Here is an 18,442-nt window from a genome sequence, read left to right as displayed (position 1 = left end):
ATTACACGTGGAGGCTTCATGACGAATTCATCCAACCCCGCTCAAGCCGCACGCGCCAAAGCGCTCGCCTGGATCAAGCAACGCGGCAAGCGCCTTCTCATCGGCGGACAGTGGATCGAGGCGGCATCGGGCAAGACCTTCGAAGTCATCAACCCGGCGACCGAAGAACTGCTCTGCCATGTGGCCGAAGCCGACAGCGCCGACGTCGACGCGGCCGTCATCGCCGCCCGCAAGGCCTTCGAGGCGCCGTCCTGGGCCGCGCTGTCGCCTCACGCGCGCACCCGTGCGCTGCTCAAGATCGCCGACAAGGTCGAACAGCACATCGACGAGCTGGCCGCGATCGAGTCGCTCGATAACGGCATGCCGCTGTGGTTCGCCCAGGGCGCGGTAACGGCCGCCGTCGACATCTTCCGCTACTACGCGGGCTGGTGCTCGAAGGTGCTGGGCACCACGATCCCGTCGGACGGCAGCACGCTGATTTACACGCTGCGCGAACCGCTGGGCGTGTGCGGCCAGATCATTCCGTGGAACGTGCCGATCCTGATGGCCTCCATCAAATTCGCCAACGCGCTGTGCTGCGGCAACACGGTGATTCTCAAGCCCGCCGAGCTTGCGTGTCTGACCTCCATCCGTCTTGCGGAGCTGATCCAGGAGACCGATTTGCCGCCCGGCGTCATCAACGTGCTGCCTGGGTTCGGCGCCACGGCGGGCGCCGCGCTCGCCCAGCATCTGGGCGTGGACAAAATCGCGTTCACGGGCTCCACGGCCATCGGCAAACAGATCGTGCGCGACGCGACGTCCAATTTGAAGAAGGTGACGCTGGAACTCGGCGGCAAGGCGCCCAACGTGGTCTTCGCCGACGCCGACATCGAAAAGGCCGTGCAGAGCGCCGTCAAAACTTTTTGCGGCAATTCAGGCCAGGTCTGCTCGGCGGGCACGCGCCTGTTCGTGCAGGAAAGCATCCACGACCAGGTGTCGGAGCGCGTGGCCCAACTGGCGGCGACGTGGAAAGCGGGCGACCCGTTCGCGGCCGATACGAAGCTGGGGCCGCTGATCTCGGCGAAGCAGCGCGAGCGCGTCTGGTCGTACATCGGCGCGGGTCAGGAAGGCGGCGCCGCGCTGCGCCTGGGCGGCAACGCGTGGAGCGGCGCGGGCTACTTCGTCGAGCCCACGGTGTTCGACAACGTGCGCAACGGCATGCGGATCGCGCAGGAAGAGATCTTCGGCCCGGTGCTCTCGATCATCCCGTTCAAGGACGAAGACGACGCCGTGCTGCAAGGCAACGACACGGCCTACGGCCTGTCCGCCGCGGTCTGGACGCGCGACGTCTCGCGCGCCCACAAGGTGGTGCGCGCGCTGAAGGCGGGCCGGCTGTGGATCAACACGTTCGGCGAATCCGATCCGGCCATGGCCTTCGGCGGCTACAAGCAATCGGGCTGGGGACGCGAGTTCGGCCAGGAATCGATCGAGGCCTACACGCAGACGAAGTCGATCATGGTCCGCATGTGATTCCGTCCTTTCACGACAACCATCAAGGAGACACGCAGTGGATATGAGCACGCCGGCTTTCGTACAAGGCGCAAAAAAAATGCTGATCGGCGGGCAATGGGTCGAGCCCAGTTCGGGCCAGCACATCGAGGCCATCAATCCCGCCACGGGCGAGCTGCTCTGCCATATTGCCCGGGGCGATGCGCAAGACGTCGACCGCGCCGTCGCCGCCGCGCGCCGCGCCTTCGAAGGCGCATGGAGCCGCTTCACGGCCCATGAGCGGCGCAAGCTGCTGCTGCGCGTGCACGACGCCATCCTCGACAACTTCGACGAGTTGGCGCTGATCGAAACGCTCGACATGGGCGCGCCGCTCGCGCGCACACGCGGCTACAAGGAATGGCTCTCGCAGCTACTGCAGTTCTATGCATCGCAGACGGGCGCTGCCTCGGTGGCGGCCAGTCCGCTGTCCATCGCGCCGAACTTCACGGCGCTCAAGCACCTGATGCCCGTGGGCGTGGTCGGCGGCATCATCCCCTGGAATGGTCCGCTGATGGGCCTGTGGTGGATCTACGGCCCGGCGCTGGCAACGGGCTGCACCGCCGTGCTCAAGCCCGCCGAGGATGCGTCGCTGTCCTCGTTGCGCGTGTCCGAACTGATGATGGAGGCAGGCGTCCCCGACGGCGTGATCAACGTCGTCACCGGCTACGGCAAGGACGTTGGCGAAGCACTGGCCGGACACATGGGCGTGGACCGCGTGGCCTTCACGGGTTCGGTGGGCACGGCGCAGGCGATCGTGCGGGCTTCGGCAGGCAACCTCAAACGGCTGCAGCTGGAACTGGGCGGCAAATCGCCCGACATCGTGTTCGCCGATGCCGATCTCGACAAGGCGGTGCCCGGCGCTTCCATGGGCGTCTTCGCCAACACGGGCCAGGTCTGCGTGGCGGGCACCCGCATTCTCGTGCAGCGCGCCGTCCACGACGAATTCGTGCAGCGCATGGCCGCGTTCGCGAAAACCATCAAGATCGGTGACGGTCGCGAGCCGGGTACGCAGATCGGTCCGCTGATCTCGCAGCGCCAGCTCGAGCGCGTCATGCACTACATGGACATCGGCGGCAAGGAAGCCGAACTGGTGCACGGCGGGCGCCGCCTCGGCGGCGAGCTGACCAACGGCTTTTTTGTGGAGCCCACGGTCTTTGCCAACGTGCGCAACGACATGACCATCGCGCAGGAGGAAATCTTCGGCCCGGTGGCGTCTGTGATTCCGTTCGATTCCATGGAAGAGGCTCTCCAGCTGGCCAACGACACGCCCTACGGCCTCGCGGGCGGCGTCTGGACGCGCGACCTGTCCACCGCGCACAAGGTTTCGCACGGCATCCGCTCGGGCACCGTCTGGGTCAACTGCTACGGCGTGATCGATCCCGCCGTGGGTTTCGGCGGCACGAAGATGAGCGGCTATGGCTGGAAAGGCGGCAAGGAGCACGTGGAAAGCTTCCTCTACCCGAAGGCCACCTACATCAATCTGGATTGACGCGCGGCCCCCACTGCCGTGCGCCCCAGCCACGAGAACAAATCAGGAGAGACACATGAAAGGCGTAGTTTTCAAGGGCGAAAGAAAACTCGACATCCTCGAATTCGACGATCCCACACCCGGTCCGCTCGACGCGGTCATCGAGATGAAGGCTTCGGGGATGTGCGGCAGCGACCTGCACTTCTATCGCAACAAGCCCGCCGACGTCATCAAAGCGCTGGGCTTCAAGGACCTTGCGTCGCGCGGCATGTCGGAAGACACGCCGATCATCGGCGGCCATGAGCCGTGCGGCCAGATCGTCGCGCTCGGCGCGGCTGTCGATGCGCGCGCTTTCAAGGTGGGCGACCGCGTCGCGGTGTTCCACTACGAAGGCTGCCAGCACTGCGACCATTGCCGCACCGGCTGGACGCAGATGTGCAGCCACGGAGCGGATATTCATGGCGTGATCAAGCATGGCGGCCACGCGCACTACATGCGGGTGCCCGTGACGTCGCTGGTCCATTTGCCGGATGACGTCTCGTACGCCACGGGCGCCGCCGTTTCCTGCGGCACGGGTACGGCGTGGGGCGCGCTGCTGCGTCTGAACATCAGCGCGCGCGACACGCTCGCCGTGTTCGGACTCGGTCCCGTGGGTCTATCGGCGGTGCAACTGGCCGCGGCCATGGGCGTGGAAGTCATTGGCGTCGACATTGCCGCCGACCGCGTCGAACGCGCCAGGGCGTTTGGCGCGGCCCACGTTATCGACGGCAGCAAGCAGGACCCGATCGAAGCCATACTCAAGCTGACCGGCGGCCTGGGCGCGACCTGCGCGATGGACTGCGCGGGCGGGGACGTGCCGAAACAGCAGGCGGTGCGCTGCACGCGCCCGTGGGGCCGCATTGCACTCGTGGCCGTGAACGGCAACCTCAACGTCGACGGCATGAAGGACGTGATCGGCAAGCAGCGCACCATCATGGGCTCGTACACGATGTCGGAGGTCAGCATGAAGGACTGCATCCATTTCGTCGCCGATCATGGCGTGGACGTGGACAAGCTGTTTACCGACCGCTGGAAGCTGGAGCAAGCCGACGAAGCCTATCGTCTGTTCGACGCGCAGGCCGGCGGCAAAGGCGTATTCCTGTTCTGATTTCCCGATCGCATCCAGAAAGCAAGGAGATTCTCGTGACCACCGAGCACGAAACCCCGTCCACCGTTCCAGCCAACTGCCCGCCGCTGGAGCAGGAAGTCGTTCGCTTCATTCAGGAGCTGAAATACGAGCATCTCGACGCCAGCGCGCACGCCGGGGTGAACCGGCTGATGCGCGACCAGATCGCCTTGCAGATCGGCATCTCGAAGATGCCCTGGTCCGGGCAACTGCTGAAGTACGCAACCGCGCAGCAGAGGCCGGGCAAGAGCCGCGTGAGCGCCTGCGCGCTGACCATGAGCGCCGGGGACGCCGCGTTCGTCAACGGCTCCTATGGCCATGGCTTCGAATACGACGATGCGCACGGCCCCAGCTACAGCCATCCGGGCAGTTGCGTGATCCCGGCAGCGCTCGCGATCGGCGAGGAGATGGGTTCGTCGCTCGAAGAAGTCATCACAGCGATGGTCGCCGGCTATGAGGTCTACGCGCGCCTGGGCGTGCTGGCCCAGCCCGACCTTCTGCAACGCGGCTTCCATCCGCACTGCACGCTCTCGAACTTCGGCGCCGCCGCCGTCGCCGCCAAGCTGCGCGGGTTCGACGCCGAGACCACGCTCCACGCGCTGGCCATTGCGTTAAGCCACGTCTCGGGCACCACCGAGTACACCTCCACCGGCGGCTCCATCAAGCGCATTCACGCCGGCATCGGGACGCGCAACGGCATGGCGGCCGCCGATATGGCCCGTGCCGGCATCACCGGTCCGCGCGCCTTCCTGAGCGGCAACAAGGGATTTTTTCGCACCTTGCTGCAGCGTCCGGCAGGCGAAGCTGCCGAACAGCGCTTTACGCTCAAGCAGCCCTTCGAGATCGGCACCGTCTGGCTCAAGGCCTACTGCGCCTGCTACTGCACGCATGCCTACATCGACGCACTGCGCCCGTTCGCCGAACGTCAGGCCGAAATCGCCGACGTGCACCTGAAGATCACGCCGCACTTCAACGTCGTCGTCGGCACGGCGAACACCAACGCTTATGAGCCGAAGAATATCGAGCACGTGCAGTTCAGCCTGCCCATCCAGGCCGCCTTCACGCTGCTGGGCAAAGGCAATGGGTTTCGGGTTCACCACGACTATCTGCAAGGCAAGGTCGATATGGAACCCGTCATAGCGATGGCTCGCAGTATCCGCATTACCGAAGAGCCCGCGCTTGAGAAGCAGTACCCGGGCCGGTTCGTGGCCGACGTGACCGTCACATTCAAGGATGGCCGCTCCGAGCACGTGTTCGTGGAGAACCCGATCGGCACCGACCGCAACCCGATGCCCGAGCAGGAGCAAGACGCGAAGTTCATGGAGCTAACCGCCGAAACGCTGGGCCTTGCAAGGGCTCAGAAGCTGCTCGTCGCGCTGCGCGGACTCGATCCAGCCATGAGCACTACCGAGCTGACGGAAATGTGGGCCATGTAGCGCCGGGCGGCCTGCTGCGCCTGAAATCCAGGCGCAGCAGGCCGCGCTCCGATGCTCCCTCACATACCCGAATAGTTGGGACCACCTCCGCCCTCGGGCGTGACCCAGACGATATTCTGCGTGGGGTCCTTGATATCGCAGGTCTTGCAGTGCACGCAATTCTGCGCATTGATCCGCAGCCGCTTGCCGCCTTCCATCGCGTCGTCCAGGAACTCGTAGACGCCCGCCGGGCAGTAACGCGCCTCAGGACCCGCGTAGCGGTCCAGATTGACGGTCACCGGCACGGCTGCATCCTTTAGCGTGAGGTGCGTGGGCTGATTCTCCTCATGATTGGTATTGCTGATGAAGACACTCGAAAGGCGGTCGAACGTCAGCTTGCCGTCCGGCTTGGGATAGGCGATGGGCTTGCACTCGCTGGCCGGCTTGAGACAGGCGTGGTCGGGCTTGCGGCGACGCAGCGTCCAGGGCATGCGTCCGCGCAGCACGAGTTGCTCGAAACCGTTCATTAGCGTGCCTGTGGTCAGGCCATAGCGGAACCAGTTCTTGAAGTTGCGGTCTTTCTTCAGCTCCGTGTAGAGCCAACTCGCTTCGAAGGCTTCAGGATAGGCGGTGAGTTCGTCGTGCTGGCGCCCTGCCGTCACGGCCGCATAGGCGGCTTCGCCCGCCAGCATGCCGGTCTTGATGGCGGCGTGGCTGCCCTTGATGCGGCTCACGTTGAGAAAGCCCGCATCGCAGCCCACCAGCGCGCCGCCCGGAAACACGAACCTGGGCAACGCGCTGAGGCCGCTGGCGTTGATGGCGCGCGCACCGTACGAGAGACGTCGCGCCGTGATCTCGCCCTCGTCGTTCTCGAAATAACGGCGAATGTCGGGGTGAGTCTTCCAGCGCTGGAACTCCTCGAACGGGCTCAGCCAGGGATTGGTATAGCCAAGGCCCGTAACGAAGCCCACGGCAATCCTGTTGCTGTCGAGGTGGTAGAGGAAAGCGCCGCCGTAGGTCTTGCTGTCCATGGGCCAGCCAGCCGAGTGCATGACGAAACCCGGCTGGTGGCGGGCGGGGTCGATCTCCCACAGCTCCTTGATGCCGATGCCGAAGCTTTGCGGATCGCGCCCTGCATCGAGCCGGTAGCGCGAGATGAGCTGCTTGCCCAGGTGGCCTCGCGCGCCCTCGGCAAAAATCGTGTACCGGGCATGCAGTTCCATGCCCAACTGGAAGTTCGCGCCAGGCTCGCCGTCCTTGCCGATGCCCACGTTGCCCGTGGCCACGCCCTTCACCGAGCCGTCGTCGTTGTAAAGCACCTCGGCTACGGCAAAGCCCGGGAAGATTTCCACGCCGAGCGACTCGGCCTGTTCGGCCAGCCATTTCGTCAGGAATCCAAGGCTGATGATGTAATTGCCCTCGTTGTGTGCGAACGGCGGCAGCATCAAGTTGGGTACGCGCCAGGACGATCGCTCGCCGAGGAAGACGTAGGCATCCTCGGTGACGGGCTGGTTCAGCGGCGCGCCACGCTCCTGCCAGTCTGGAAAGAGTTCGGTCAGCGCCCTGGGGTCCATGATGGCGCCCGAGAGGATGTGTGCGCCGGGCTCGGAGCCTTTTTCGAGCACCACCACCGAGACGTCCTGGTCTTTTTCCACGGCCAGTTGTTTGATGCGGATGGCCGTGGCCAGGCCGCCGGGGCCGCCGCCCACGATCGCCACGTCGTACTCCATGGACTCGCGCGGGCCGTACTGGGCCAGAAGGTCTTTGCTATTCATCGTGTTTTCTTGAGTGAGACTCGCCCCGCGCGCCGCTGGAACGGGCGCCGGTAGCGATTATTTTTGCGCGACGGCGACAATCGCCTCGGCCGCGCGGATCACCGGTAGATCGACCATGCGGCCGTCCAGGCTAAACGCTTCGCCGCCGTGCTTTGCGGCTTCTTCGAGCACGCGGCGCGCCCAGGCCAGTTCAGCCTCGGTATGACCCAGGGCCTCGTTCACGCCGGCCACCTGGGAGGGGTGGATGCACAGCTTTCCGCCAAAACCGAAGGCGCGCGCGCGCCGGGCATCGGCTGCCAGGCGCTCGGCGTTGCCGGTGTCGGTGGTCACGCCGTCGATGGGTGCGGGCAGCCTGGCGCGACGCGACGCTGCCACGAGCGCGTTGCGCGCAAAGGCCAGTTCGGGCTCCTCGGCCGTTGCACGCATGCCGAGGTCGAGCTGAAAATCCAGGTGGCCGAAGGCGAGGCGCACAACTTGCGACTCGCGCGCCAGCGCATCGGCCGCGTCGAGGCCCGCCAGCGATTCGATCAACGCCACGATGCACGCGGCGCCACCGAGCCTTTGCGCCACGGCCCTCAGTGCGCCAGCATCTTCCGACTTGGGCAGCATCACCGTCACGCCCCGCTCCGCCCAAGCCCGCAGCAGCGCGATGTCGGCTTCGTGCCACGGCGTGCCCACGGCGTTCACGCGGACCATCGTGCGCGCCAGTTGCGCGGGCGTCAGTTGCGGCAGGTGCTGCGCGAGCTGCTCGCGCGCGCTGTCCTTGCTGCCCTCGGCCACGGCGTCTTCGAGGTCGACGATGATGCAATCGGCTCCCGAATCCAGCGCCTTGGCGAAACGCTCGGGCCGGGTGGCGGGCACGAATAGCAGGCTGCGCGCGTGGCGCACAGCGGATGCAATGGTCGAGGACATGGTTCAGATCACTCCATCGGCCTGCAGTTTTTCGATGTCGGCCTCCGAGCGCCCCAGTTCGCGCAGGATCGCCGCGCTGTGCTCTCCGAGCGCGGGCACCGGATCCATTCGCACATCGAAACTGTTGACGTTGGCGGGCGGCAGCAGCGCCTGCAACTCGCCGGCCGGCGAACCGATGGCGGCAAAGCGCTCGCGCGCATGCAGTTGCGGGTGGGTCCACAAATCGCCGACCTGGTTGACGGCGGCATTGGCGATCTGGGCTTCATCGAGGCGCGCAATGACCTCCTGCGCGCTCAGGCCGGCGAACGTCTGCTCGATGACCGCCTTCAAGGCTGCGCGGTTTTCCACGCGGCGCACGTTGGCGTCGAAGCGCGGATCGGCCGCGAGTTCGGGGTGACGCAGCACGATCTCGCAGAACAGCTTCCATTCGCGCTCGTTCTGCAAGCCCAGCATCACCACCCGGCCGTCGCCGGCCTTGAACGGGCCATAGGGATAGATGGTGGCGTGCGCCGCGCCGTTGCGCCCGGGCGGCTCCTGGCCATCATAGGCGTAGTACATGGGAAAGCCCATCCATTCGCCCAGCGCTTCGAGCATCGAGACTTCGACATGCGAGCCTTCTCCGCTGAGATTGCGCTGCAGCAGCGCGCTCAGAATGCCCGTATAGGCATACATGCCGGCCGCGATGTCGGCGATCGAGTTACCGGCCTTGCTGGGCTCCTCGGGCGTGCCCGTGATCGACAGAAAGGCGGCCTCGCTCTGGATCAGCAGGTCGTAGGCCTTCTTGTCGCGATAGGGACCGTCGGCGCCATAGCCGGAGATATCGCAGACAATGAGCTTCTTGTGTTTCGCGTGCAGTTTTTCGAACGACAAACCCATGCGCGCGGCCGCGCCGGGGGCGAGGTTCTGCACGAGAACGTCGGCTTCGGCGATCAGCTCGCCCAGCACGGCTTGGGCCGCGGGCTGCTTCAGGTCCAGCGTCAGGCTTTCCTTGGACCGGTTGGTCCAGACGAAGTGGGAGGCCAGGCCTCGCGTGCGGTGATCGTAGGCACGCGCGAAATCGCCGACACCGGGGCGCTCGATCTTGATGACGCGCGCGCCCAGGTCCGCGAGCTGACGTGTGCAGAACGGCGCGGCGATCGCGTGTTCCAGCGTGATGACGGTCAGGCCGCTGAGCGGGCCTTTGCGATTGGGTTCTGACATGGCTTGTCTCGTCTTTCGTGTCATTCGATTAGCGCGCTGGCCTGCATGGCCAACTGCCCCTCGGGACCGCGCGCCCACAGGTGCGCCGTGCCGCCTTCGAGCTTGCCGTTGACCGTGAACGGCGCAGTGTCGAACAAGGGGCTGACGGCCTTGAATTCGAAACTGCGGACAGACCTCTGCGGATGCGCGCGGCGCAGCGTTTCCATAAGCAGCGTGGCAATCAGCGGCCCATGCACCACGAGGCCCGGATAGCCCTCTTCCTGCATGGCATAGGGGCGGTCGTAGTGAATGCGGTGCCCGTTGAAGGTCAGCGCCGAATAGCGCATCAGCAGCACGGGGGCGGGCGTGACGAGACGGCCGAATTGCTCGTCGGTGGGCGCCGCCGCAGGCTGGGCAGCCGCCGCCCCAGGTACCGGTGCATCGCGGTAGACGATATCCTGCTCCTCGCGAATGGCGATGCCGCTTGCGTCGCCGACTTCATGCAGCACGGTCACGAACACCAGTTGCCCGCTGCGTCCGGACTTGCTGTTAATGCTTTTGACCGTGGAGATACGCCGTATCGGTTCGCCCACTGGCAATGGACGCAGAAACTGCAGCCGCCCTCCCGCCCACATGCGCCGTGGCAGTGCAATGGGCGGCAGAAAGCCGCCGCGCCTCGGATGGCCGTCGGGGCCGATGCTGGACTGGCGCTCGCCCGGCAAAAAGTACAGCCAGTGCCACAGCGGCGCAAGCGTTGCTGGCAGAGTGGATGCATCCGCATAGTCCAGCGTGGCCTGCATGAGACGGACGGGCGCCTCGGTGATCCGGTCCGCGCTTTCGTCGCTGCGGCCTACCCAGGCATCGAAGGATTCGGGGCTATCAGGACTCATACGCCTCGCGCTCCATCAAGAGAATCGGAATAGAACCGCCTCCAGCGCTCATGGATCAAGCGCTGGAAGCTTCCTTTCGAACAGCTTCAGGCGTTACAGCGCCTTGACCAGTTCAGGCACCGCCGTGAACAGATCGGCCTCGAGGCCGTAGTCGGCCACGCTGAAGATCGGCGCCTCGGCGTCCTTGTTGATCGCCACGATCACCTTCGAATCCTTCATGCCCGCCAGGTGCTGGATCGCACCCGAGATACCGCAGGCGATGTACAACTGCGGCGCCACGATCTTGCCGGTCTGGCCCACCTGCAGGTCGTTCGGCGCGTAGCCCGCGTCCACGGCCGCGCGCGATGCGCCGATCGCCGCGCCGAGCTTGTCCGCCAGCGGCGTGATGACTTCCTGGAACTTCTCTTCGCTGCCGAGCGCGCGGCCGCCCGAGACGATGATTTTGGCCGCCGTCAGTTCGGGCCGGTCGCTCTTCGTCACTTCGCGGCTCACGAAGCGGATCTTGCCGGAATCGGCCACGGCCGCCACGGTTTCGATCTGCGCGCTGCCGCTGGTGGCCGGCGCCGCGTCGAAGCCCGTGGTACGCACGGTGACGACCTTGACGGCATCGCCCGATTGCACGGTGGCGATGGCGTTGCCCGCGTAGATGGGGCGCTCGAAGGTATCGCCGCTCACCACCCGGGTGACGTCGCTGATCTGCGCCATATCCAGTTTCGCCGCCACACGCGGCGCGACGTTCTTGCCGGCGGCGGTGGCCGGGAACAGGAGATGGGTGTAGCTGCCGGCGCTGTTGGCAACAATGGCCAGCACCTGGGCCGCGAGATTCTCGGCGAGACCGTCCTTCAACGATGCGCCGTCGGCATGGACGACCTTCGCCACGCCGGCAATCTGCGCGGCCGCCAGGGCAGCGGCTGCGGCGCCTTCGCCTGCCACCAGCACGTGGACTTCGCCGCCACAGGCCGCGGCGGCGGTAATCGTGTTCAGGGTGGCGCTCTTGATGGAAGCGTTGTCGTGTTCTGCAATAACGAGTGCGGTCATTTCCATCGGCTCCTTAAATTACTTTGGCTTCGTTCTTGAGCTTGTCGACAAGCGCGGCCACGTCGGCCACCTTGATGCCTGCCTTGCGCCCCGCCGGTTCGGCCACCTTGAGCGTCTTCACGCGCGGCGCCACATCGACGCCGAGGTCCGCGGGCTTGATGGTGTCGAGCGGCTTCTTCTTCGCCTTCATGATGTTGGGCAGCGTCACGTAGCGCGGCTCGTTCAGGCGCAGGTCGGTGGTGACGACGGCCGGCGTGGACAACGACAAGGTTTCGAGGCCGCCGTCCACTTCGCGGGTCACTTCGACCCGGTCGCCGGCGACTTCGACCTTCGAAGCGAAGGTCGCCTGCGGCAGATCGGCCAGCGCCGCAAGCATCTGGCCGGTCTGGTTGGCGTCGTCGTCGATGGCCTGCTTGCCGAGGATGATGAGGCCGGGCTGCTCCTTGTCCACGAGGGCCTTCAGCAGCTTGGCCACCGCCAGCGGCTGCAGTTCGACATCGGTTTCGACCAGAATGCCGCGGTCCGCGCCGATGGCCATGGCCGTGCGCAGCGTTTCCTGGCACGCGGCCACGCCGCACGAAACGGCGATGACTTCGGTGGCCACGCCCTTTTCCTTCAGGCGCACGGCTTCTTCCACGGCGATTTCGTCGAAGGGGTTCATGCTCATCTTGACGTTGCCGATGTCCACGCCGGTGCCATCGGCCTTGACGCGGACCTTGACGTTGTAGTCCACCACGCGCTTGACGGGTACGAGAATCTTCATTGCTCAGTATTCCTTTTGAGTGTCAGTAGGAACGCGGGAGCTGCAGCACGTGTTCGGCCACATGTCCCAGGATCATGTTGGTGGAGATAGGCGCAACCTGATACAGGCGCGTTTCGCGGAACTTGCGCTCCACGTCGTATTCGCAGGCAAAACCAAAGCCGCCATGCGTCTGCAGGCAGGCGTTGGCGGCTTCCCAGCTCGCCTTGGCGGCGAGGTACTTCGCCATATTGGCTTCCACGCCCGCGTTCTGGCGCGCATCGATCTTCTCGCAGGCACGCCAGCGCATCAGGTTGGCCGCTTCGAGTTCGATGAAGGACTCGGCCAGCGGGAACTGGATGCCCTGGTTCTGGCCGATGGGGCGGCCGAACACCTTGCGCTCGCTCGCATAATTGCGGGCCTTTTCGAGGAACCAGTAGCCGTCGCCGATGCACTCGGCGGCAATCAGCGTGCGCTCGGCATTCAGGCCGTCGAAGATCACCTTCAAGCCCTTGCCTTCGGTGCCCAGCAGTGCATCTTCGGGCAACTCCAGGTTGTCGAAGAACAGCTCGTTGGTCTCGTGGTTGACCATGTTGAGAATGGGCCGCACCGTGAGGCCGTTGCCGATGGCCTTGTCCAGCTCGACGATGAAGCACGAAAGGCCGTCGCTCTTCTTCTGCACCTGGTCGAGCGGCGTGGTGCGCGCCAGCAGGATCAGCAGGTCGCTGTGCTGCACGCGCGAGATCCACACCTTCTGGCCGTTGACGACCCAGCGGCCGTCCTTTTTTACTGCCGTGGTCTTGAGCTTCGTGGTGTCGCTGCCCGTGGTGGGCTCGGTCACGCCCATCGACTGCACGCGCAACTCGCCCGCGGCAATGCGGGGCAGGTAGCGCTGCTTCTGTTCCTCGGTGCCGCTGAAGACGATGGTGTTCATCACGTACATCTGGCCATGGCAGGCACCCGAGTTGCCGCCCGAGCGATTAATCTCTTCCATGATGACGGAGGCTTCGGCCATCGACAGCCCCGGGCCGCCGTATTCCTGCGGAATCAGCGCGGCGAGCCAGCCGGCCTTGGTGAGCGCGTTGACGAACTCCTCGGGGTAGCCGCGTGCCTCGTCGATCTTGCGGTGGTATTCAGCAGGAAACTGATTGCACAGACCGCGCACCGCGTCGCGGATTTCCTGGTACTGGTCGGGGGCGGAAAAAATGGAAGCACTCATGAAGGAAGTCTCGTTAGTTGCTTGCGTGAATCCATAGTAATATTTGATGGATATAGAGAAAAATAGAATTCTTTGATCGAAGCATCAGTTTTCGGTATCGAGGTATCTGCGATGGATCTCAAGCAACTCCGCGCCTTTGTCACTGTCGCCGAAACCGGCAATGTCACACGTGCCTCCAGCCTGCTGAACCTCGTTCAGCCCGCCGTGTCCCGCCAGTTGCGCCTGCTCGAAGAGGACATGGGCACGGAGCTGTTCGACCGCAGCCGCCACGGCATGCAGCTCACGCCTGCCGGCAAGACCATGCTCGAATACGCGCACCGCATCCTCAACGAGGTGGCGCGCGCCAAGGCCGAGATCCAGCCGACCGAAGGGCCGGTCTCGGGAATCGTGAGCATCGGGCTCCTGGCCAGCACATCGGATCTGCTGGCCACGCTGCTGGCTGGCGAGGTGGCCAGGCGCTACCCGCACATTCGCCTGCGGCTGACCATCGGCTACGCGGGGCATCTGCAGGACTGGCTCGAAGCAGGGGACGTGGACGCCGCCCTGCTCTACGGCCAGAAGGAAACGCCCGCGCTGCATGTGAAAGCGTTGATCGAGGAAAGTCTATGGGCGGTGGCTGCATCGTCGGCGGGGTTATCGCACAAGCGCGCTCTCTCGCTCGCGCGCGTCGCGCGCGAGCCGTTCGTTCTGCCCGCCGCCCCGCAGGGCCTGCGCGCCATGATCGAACACGCCGCGGCCGAGGCCGGCGTGACGCTGCGCGTCTTTGCCGAAACCAACGCGCTCAGCGTGCAGAAGGAACTGGTCGCGCAAGGCCATGGCTGGACGATTCTTCCCGCCGTAGGCGTCACGCACGAGGTCGAACGGGGCCTCCTGAGCGCGGCGCCGCTCACGTCTCCGGGGCTGCGGCGCACCATCGTGCTGGCCGCGCCCAGCAGCCGGCAGGCCACGGCGCCGGTGCGCTGCGTGGTCGGGGTCCTGCTGGACTGTGTCAAGAGCACGTTCGAGCAGGGCCGCTGGCCCGATGCGCGCTGGCTGGGATAGAGATACCTCGACACCATATGAAATCCTAAACAATTTCCCGCAGCCGCAGATCGGCAATGGCCTGTGGATCGAGTCCGATCCCGGCCAGGATTTCGTCGGTATGCTCGCCGGTACGCGGCGCGCGCGTACGGATCTCCGGCGGCGTGCGCGACAGCGACACGGGTGTAGCGAAAATCGGCACCTTCTTTGGCGCACCTGGGTAGTCCATCCACTGAATCAGGTTGGCGGCCTTGATGGTCTCGTCCTCCAGCGCCTGGCGCGGCGAGTTGACGGGAGCGGCGGGAATGCGCGCCTCCTCCAGTTGCGCCAACGCCTCGGCCTGCGACAGGTCGCGGCACCACGCCGACATCACGTCGCTCAGAAACTCGCCGTTCTCGCCGCGCAGCCTGTCGTCGGCGAAGCGCGGATCGTCGAGCAATTCGGGCCGGCCCACGAGCTGCGTCCAGCGCTTGAACATGGGACGGCCGATTACCTGGGTAATGAACCAGCCATCGTTGGCCTTGAAGATATCGGAAGGGGCATAGCTGGGCGCGCGGTTCAGCATCGCTGAGCGGTCGAGGCCCAGCAGCGCTTCCTCGATCAGCGCGCCGCTGGCCATGTTCAGTCCCGTGCACAGCAGCGATGCGCTGACCTCCTGTCCCGTTCCGCTGCGCTGGCGCTCGTAGAGCGCGAGCATGGTGCCGAGAGCGCAGGAAAAAGCTGTGGCGAAATCCACCACGGGCACCATGGCCTTTTGCGGCTGTTCCGGCGTACCGGCGATGTGCACGGCTCCGCTCAGCGCCTGGCCCACCCCATCGAAGCCCAGCCGGTCGCGCACGGCCTCGCTGTTGCCGAAAGCGTTGGAGGCCACGAGAATGATGTCGGGCTTGATGCTGCACAGGCTCTCATAATCGAGCCCCAGACTTTTGAGCGTACGGGGCGGCATGTTGGCGATCACCACGTCGGCTTCGGCAACCAGCCTGCGTACGATGCCGCGCCCTTCCGGGCTGTCCAGGTCCAGCGTCATCGAGCGCTTGTTGCGGTTGACCTGCAGAAACAGCGCGCCCTCGCCCTGCTCCGTCACGGGCACGATGAAGCGGTCTTCGCCGCCGCCCACGCGGTCTATGCGGATCACCTCGGCGCCATAGTCCGCCAGCAGCGCCGAACAGAACGGCCCTGCGATGAAGCGGCCGAAGTCGAGGACCTTGATACCTTCAAGCACTTTCATTTTTTTCTCGCATGAGCATCGGCCGGACGCATTATCACTGACCGATCACGTTGAATTCCGATTGCAACTCATGGGCCATCGCCAGCAGGCGCGGCCCCAGTTCGCGCTCCACGCGCGCGCGAGTCATGGCATGGCTGCCGCCGATGCACACCAGCACGAAGGGCGCATTGCCTTCCAGCAGCACGGAAGCGGCAAGGATTCCTAACTCCGGCTCCCATTCACCGATGGCGGTGCAATACCCCTTCTCGCCGACCTGCGCCATGCCTTGCAGGACGCGGCGGCGCAGCCGGCCCCAGTCGCGCAACATGTGCCGCTCGACGTTATCGAGCAGATAGGTGCGCTCCAGATCAGGCAACGCCGCGAGCAGCGACCAGCCCATCGGCGAGAGCGCGATCCCCACCCGCATACCCACGCGCAGCGGCAGCGTCACGGGCGATTCGAGGCTGCGGCGGCATTCGAGCACAACGAGGTCGAGCCGGTCGCGCACCGCGAGGCACACGTGCAGCTTGTGCTGGCGCGCAAAGACCGCCATGCGCTCGCCCGCCAGCCCCTGAATGGCCGAATGGGCGATGGCTGCATAGCCGAGGCCCAGCACGGCCGCGGAAAGCCGGTATTTGCGTTGTGCCCCGTCGTACCGCAGATAGCCGAGGTGCACGAGCGAGCGAGCGATGCGCGACACCGTGGACGGCGGCAGCCCTGTGCGCTGCGCGAGTTCGCCGTTGCCGAGCCAGCGCTCCTCTGGCGCAAAGGCCGAAATCAGCGCCAGCGCACGCACCAGCGGGGTAACCATCGTTGCCCCCGGCTCAGGCCGAAGCGAAGCGGCGAGCCGCCCTGCGGCCCTCTCCGGCAGCTCGGGATGGACCGCAGCAAGCGAGCGGACGGTGGTCATGACAAGGGGCGCGTCAGGCAGCAGGCGCGACAGCGCGCACTTCATCGAGCGCGGCAGGATTGTCCAGCGACGACAGATCGCCCGGCGGCAAACCGCAGTACACGCTGCGGATCACGCGGCGCATGATCTTGGAGCTGCGCGTCTTGGGCAACTGCTCGACCACGTGCACGCGGCCGGGTCTGAAGGGACGCCCCAGGCGCTTGTCCACGTGACCGGACACGGCGGCCTCCAGATCTGCGCCCGCGCTCTTCGCGCCGGACTTGGGCACCACGAAGACCACGAGCTTCTGGCCTTTGTCCGCATCGGCCACGCCAATGGCGGCGGCTTCGGCCACGTCGTGCAGCTCGAGCACCACTTCCTCGACCTCGGCCGGCCCCAGCCGCTTGCCTGCGACCTTGAGCGTGTCGTCGGAGCGCCCCATCATGAAGTAGTCACCCTCAGGCGTGCGCAACGCCAGGTCGCCGTGTACCCAAATGCCGGGAATGGTCTGCCAGTAGGTTTCCAGGTAGCGCTCGTCGTCGCGCCAGAACGATTGCGTCATGCCCACGAAGGGCGCGCGGATCGCCAACTCGCCGATTTCGCCGGTCACGCTGTTGCCCGCAGGATCAACCACGTCCGCCGCCACGCCCGGAGAGACGGTGTTGAAGCCGCTGGGCGGAATCGGTCGGATCGGCACGCTGGCCAGCAGTGCGCCCGATGCCTCGGTGCCGCCGGTGTAGTTGATGACGGGCGCGGTGCCGTCGCCGAAACGCTGCAGGAACCAGTTGAAGTGCTCGGGTGCAATGCCCTCGCCCGCCGTGATGAGCAGACGCACGGTGGAGCGGTCGCCCGCGAGCGCCAGTTCTTCGTGGCTCGCCATGCCGCGGATCAGCGTGGGCGCGGACCCGAAGTGCGTGACCTTGTGGCGCTCCACCACCCGGGACATGCGCGACCAGTCGGGGTAGTCGGGCGCACCGTCGTAGCACACGAGCGTCGCGCCGCGCAGCAGCGCGCAGCCCAGCACCAGGGTGCCCGCGATCCAGCCCATGTCCGCGGGCCAGCAGTACACGTCGCCGGGATGCACGTCGAAGTGGATCAGCGAGTCGTGCGCGATCTTGATCGGGAAGCTGCCGTGCGTGTGCACGACACCCTTGGGCTTGCCCGTGGTCCCCGAGGTGTAGATCACCATGAAGGGCGTGTCGGGCGTAGCGGACACGGGCGCCGTGCCCTGGCCGCGGGCCACGGCAGCGGTTTCCTGCCAGTCCAGGTCGCGCGCATCGTGGGCGGCCTGAGCCGCTTCGCCTTCGGCGCGCTTCCAGATCACGTGTTCGACCAGCGGCAACTGCCGCCACGCGTCGCGCAGCGCGCCTTCCACGTCGACGCGCTTCGTGCGGCGCGAAAAGCCCGTGGAAGCGATGACCATACGTGCCTCGGCGGCCGACAGACGGGCCACGATGGCGTCGACCCCGAAGCCGCTGAAGAGCGGCACGACCAGCGCGCCCAGATGCACGATGGCCAGCAGCGAAATGGTGGCCTCGACGCCGTTCTCCATCAAGAGGCCGATGCGGTCTCCCTGCTTGAGGCCACGCTGCGCGAGGCCCGCCGCGAAGTCGCGCACGCGCGCTTCCAGCTCCGCATAGGTCAGCGCGCTCACGCTGCCGTCCTCGCGCTCCGCCACCACGGCCTTTTGCTGCGCGGTGGCCGGGTTTCGGGCCCACGCATAGATGGTGTTGACCCAGTTGAGCCGGCCGCCGGGGAACCAGCTGGGAAACTGCGGGCCGCGCGACAGGTCCGCGTAGCCCGTGGGCGGCTCGTCCCAGGCGATGGCACATTCGCGCATCACGGTATTCCAGTAGCGCTCGGGTTCGTCCACTGACACGCGCATCAGCTCTTCATACGAGGGCACATCCAGTGCGCGCATCAGCTTCACGATGCCGGCGCCCTGTAACTCGCGCTGGCCGGGCCGCCACACCTGGCTTGATTCAGGATTGCTCATTAT

The 18,442-nt window shown here is 65.7% G+C and carries 15 protein-coding genes; 5 read left to right on the top strand and 10 right to left on the bottom strand.

The features are described from left to right. Positions 1 to 18: 18 nt before the first annotated feature. Genes EYW47_RS23315 through EYW47_RS23300 form a run of 4 tightly spaced genes read left to right on the top strand, consistent with a single transcriptional unit; the run spans position 19 to position 5,596 of the window. Entirely contained in the window at positions 19 to 1,509 is a 1,491-nt protein-coding gene (locus EYW47_RS23315; RefSeq protein WP_133197192.1) for an aldehyde dehydrogenase family protein, read from the top strand. A gap of 43 nt (positions 1,510 to 1,552) precedes the next feature. Continuing rightward, the gene (locus EYW47_RS23310) at positions 1,553 to 3,016 is read left to right on the top strand and encodes an aldehyde dehydrogenase family protein (protein WP_133197232.1); all 1,464 of its coding nucleotides are present in this window, start codon (positions 1,553 to 1,555) and stop codon (positions 3,014 to 3,016) included. A gap of 55 nt (positions 3,017 to 3,071) precedes the next feature. After that, a complete protein-coding gene (locus EYW47_RS23305) occupies positions 3,072 to 4,142 on the top strand; it encodes a zinc-dependent alcohol dehydrogenase family protein (protein WP_133197191.1) in 1,071 nt (356 codons plus the stop codon). Between the two features lie 35 nt (positions 4,143 to 4,177). Further along, the gene (locus EYW47_RS23300) at positions 4,178 to 5,596 is read left to right on the top strand and encodes an MmgE/PrpD family protein (protein ID WP_133197190.1); all 1,419 of its coding nucleotides are present in this window, start codon (positions 4,178 to 4,180) and stop codon (positions 5,594 to 5,596) included. A 59-nt stretch (positions 5,597 to 5,655) separates the two neighbouring features. Here EYW47_RS23300 and EYW47_RS23295 read toward each other — a convergent pair whose 3' ends face one another. The 7 genes from EYW47_RS23295 to EYW47_RS23265 all read right to left on the bottom strand — a co-directional run bounded on the left by EYW47_RS23295 (position 5,656) and on the right by EYW47_RS23265 (position 13,327). Then, on the bottom strand, positions 5,656 to 7,350 hold the full coding sequence (locus EYW47_RS23295) for an electron transfer flavoprotein-ubiquinone oxidoreductase (protein WP_133197189.1): 1,695 nt from the start codon (positions 7,348 to 7,350) through the stop codon (positions 5,656 to 5,658). Between the two features lie 57 nt (positions 7,351 to 7,407). Next, positions 7,408 to 8,262 (bottom strand): HpcH/HpaI aldolase/citrate lyase family protein, encoded by an 855-nt coding sequence (locus EYW47_RS23290; RefSeq protein ID WP_133197188.1) that lies wholly within the window; start codon positions 8,260 to 8,262, stop codon positions 7,408 to 7,410. A gap of 3 nt (positions 8,263 to 8,265) precedes the next feature. Beyond that, entirely contained in the window at positions 8,266 to 9,462 is a 1,197-nt protein-coding gene (locus EYW47_RS23285; protein WP_133197187.1) for a CaiB/BaiF CoA transferase family protein, read from the bottom strand. A gap of 20 nt (positions 9,463 to 9,482) precedes the next feature. Continuing rightward, positions 9,483 to 10,331 carry an HTD2 family dehydratase gene (locus EYW47_RS23280; RefSeq protein WP_133197186.1) on the bottom strand — a complete coding sequence of 283 codons (849 nt, stop codon included), beginning with the start codon at positions 10,329 to 10,331 and terminating at the stop codon, positions 9,483 to 9,485. A 93-nt stretch (positions 10,332 to 10,424) separates the two neighbouring features. Beyond that, positions 10,425 to 11,369: an electron transfer flavoprotein subunit alpha/FixB family protein gene (locus EYW47_RS23275; RefSeq protein ID WP_133197185.1), complete on the bottom strand. Its 945-nt coding sequence runs from the start codon at positions 11,367 to 11,369 to the stop codon at positions 10,425 to 10,427. Positions 11,370 to 11,382: 13 nt separating this feature from the next. Then, the gene (locus EYW47_RS23270) at positions 11,383 to 12,132 is read right to left on the bottom strand and encodes an electron transfer flavoprotein subunit beta/FixA family protein (RefSeq protein ID WP_133197184.1); all 750 of its coding nucleotides are present in this window, start codon (positions 12,130 to 12,132) and stop codon (positions 11,383 to 11,385) included. A 22-nt stretch (positions 12,133 to 12,154) separates the two neighbouring features. After that, the gene (locus tag EYW47_RS23265) at positions 12,155 to 13,327 is read right to left on the bottom strand and encodes an acyl-CoA dehydrogenase family protein (protein ID WP_133197183.1); all 1,173 of its coding nucleotides are present in this window, start codon (positions 13,325 to 13,327) and stop codon (positions 12,155 to 12,157) included. A 111-nt stretch (positions 13,328 to 13,438) separates the two neighbouring features. Here EYW47_RS23265 and EYW47_RS23260 point away from each other — a divergent pair, with 111 nt between their 5' ends. Continuing rightward, a complete protein-coding gene (locus EYW47_RS23260) occupies positions 13,439 to 14,368 on the top strand; it encodes a LysR substrate-binding domain-containing protein (RefSeq protein ID WP_133197182.1) in 930 nt (309 codons plus the stop codon). Between the two features lie 25 nt (positions 14,369 to 14,393). Here the strand turns inward: EYW47_RS23260 and EYW47_RS23255 are convergent, their stop codons facing one another. The 3 genes from EYW47_RS23255 to EYW47_RS23245 are packed head-to-tail and all read right to left on the bottom strand — an operon-like array spanning position 14,394 to position 18,439. Continuing rightward, entirely contained in the window at positions 14,394 to 15,575 is a 1,182-nt protein-coding gene (locus EYW47_RS23255; protein ID WP_133197181.1) for a CaiB/BaiF CoA transferase family protein, read from the bottom strand. A gap of 34 nt (positions 15,576 to 15,609) precedes the next feature. Continuing rightward, entirely contained in the window at positions 15,610 to 16,464 is an 855-nt protein-coding gene (locus EYW47_RS23250; RefSeq protein WP_133197180.1) for an IclR family transcriptional regulator, read from the bottom strand. Positions 16,465 to 16,477: 13 nt separating this feature from the next. Continuing rightward, complete coding sequence (locus EYW47_RS23245) at positions 16,478 to 18,439, bottom strand: AMP-binding protein (RefSeq protein ID WP_165976657.1); 1,962 nt, start codon at positions 18,437 to 18,439, stop codon at positions 16,478 to 16,480. Positions 18,440 to 18,442: the final 3 nt, after the last annotated feature.

This window comes from Paraburkholderia silviterrae (genome assembly GCF_004353915.1).
Lineage (GTDB): Bacteria > Pseudomonadota > Gammaproteobacteria > Burkholderiales > Burkholderiaceae > Paraburkholderia > Paraburkholderia silviterrae.
This window is presented reverse-complemented; position numbering and strand designations above follow the sequence as displayed.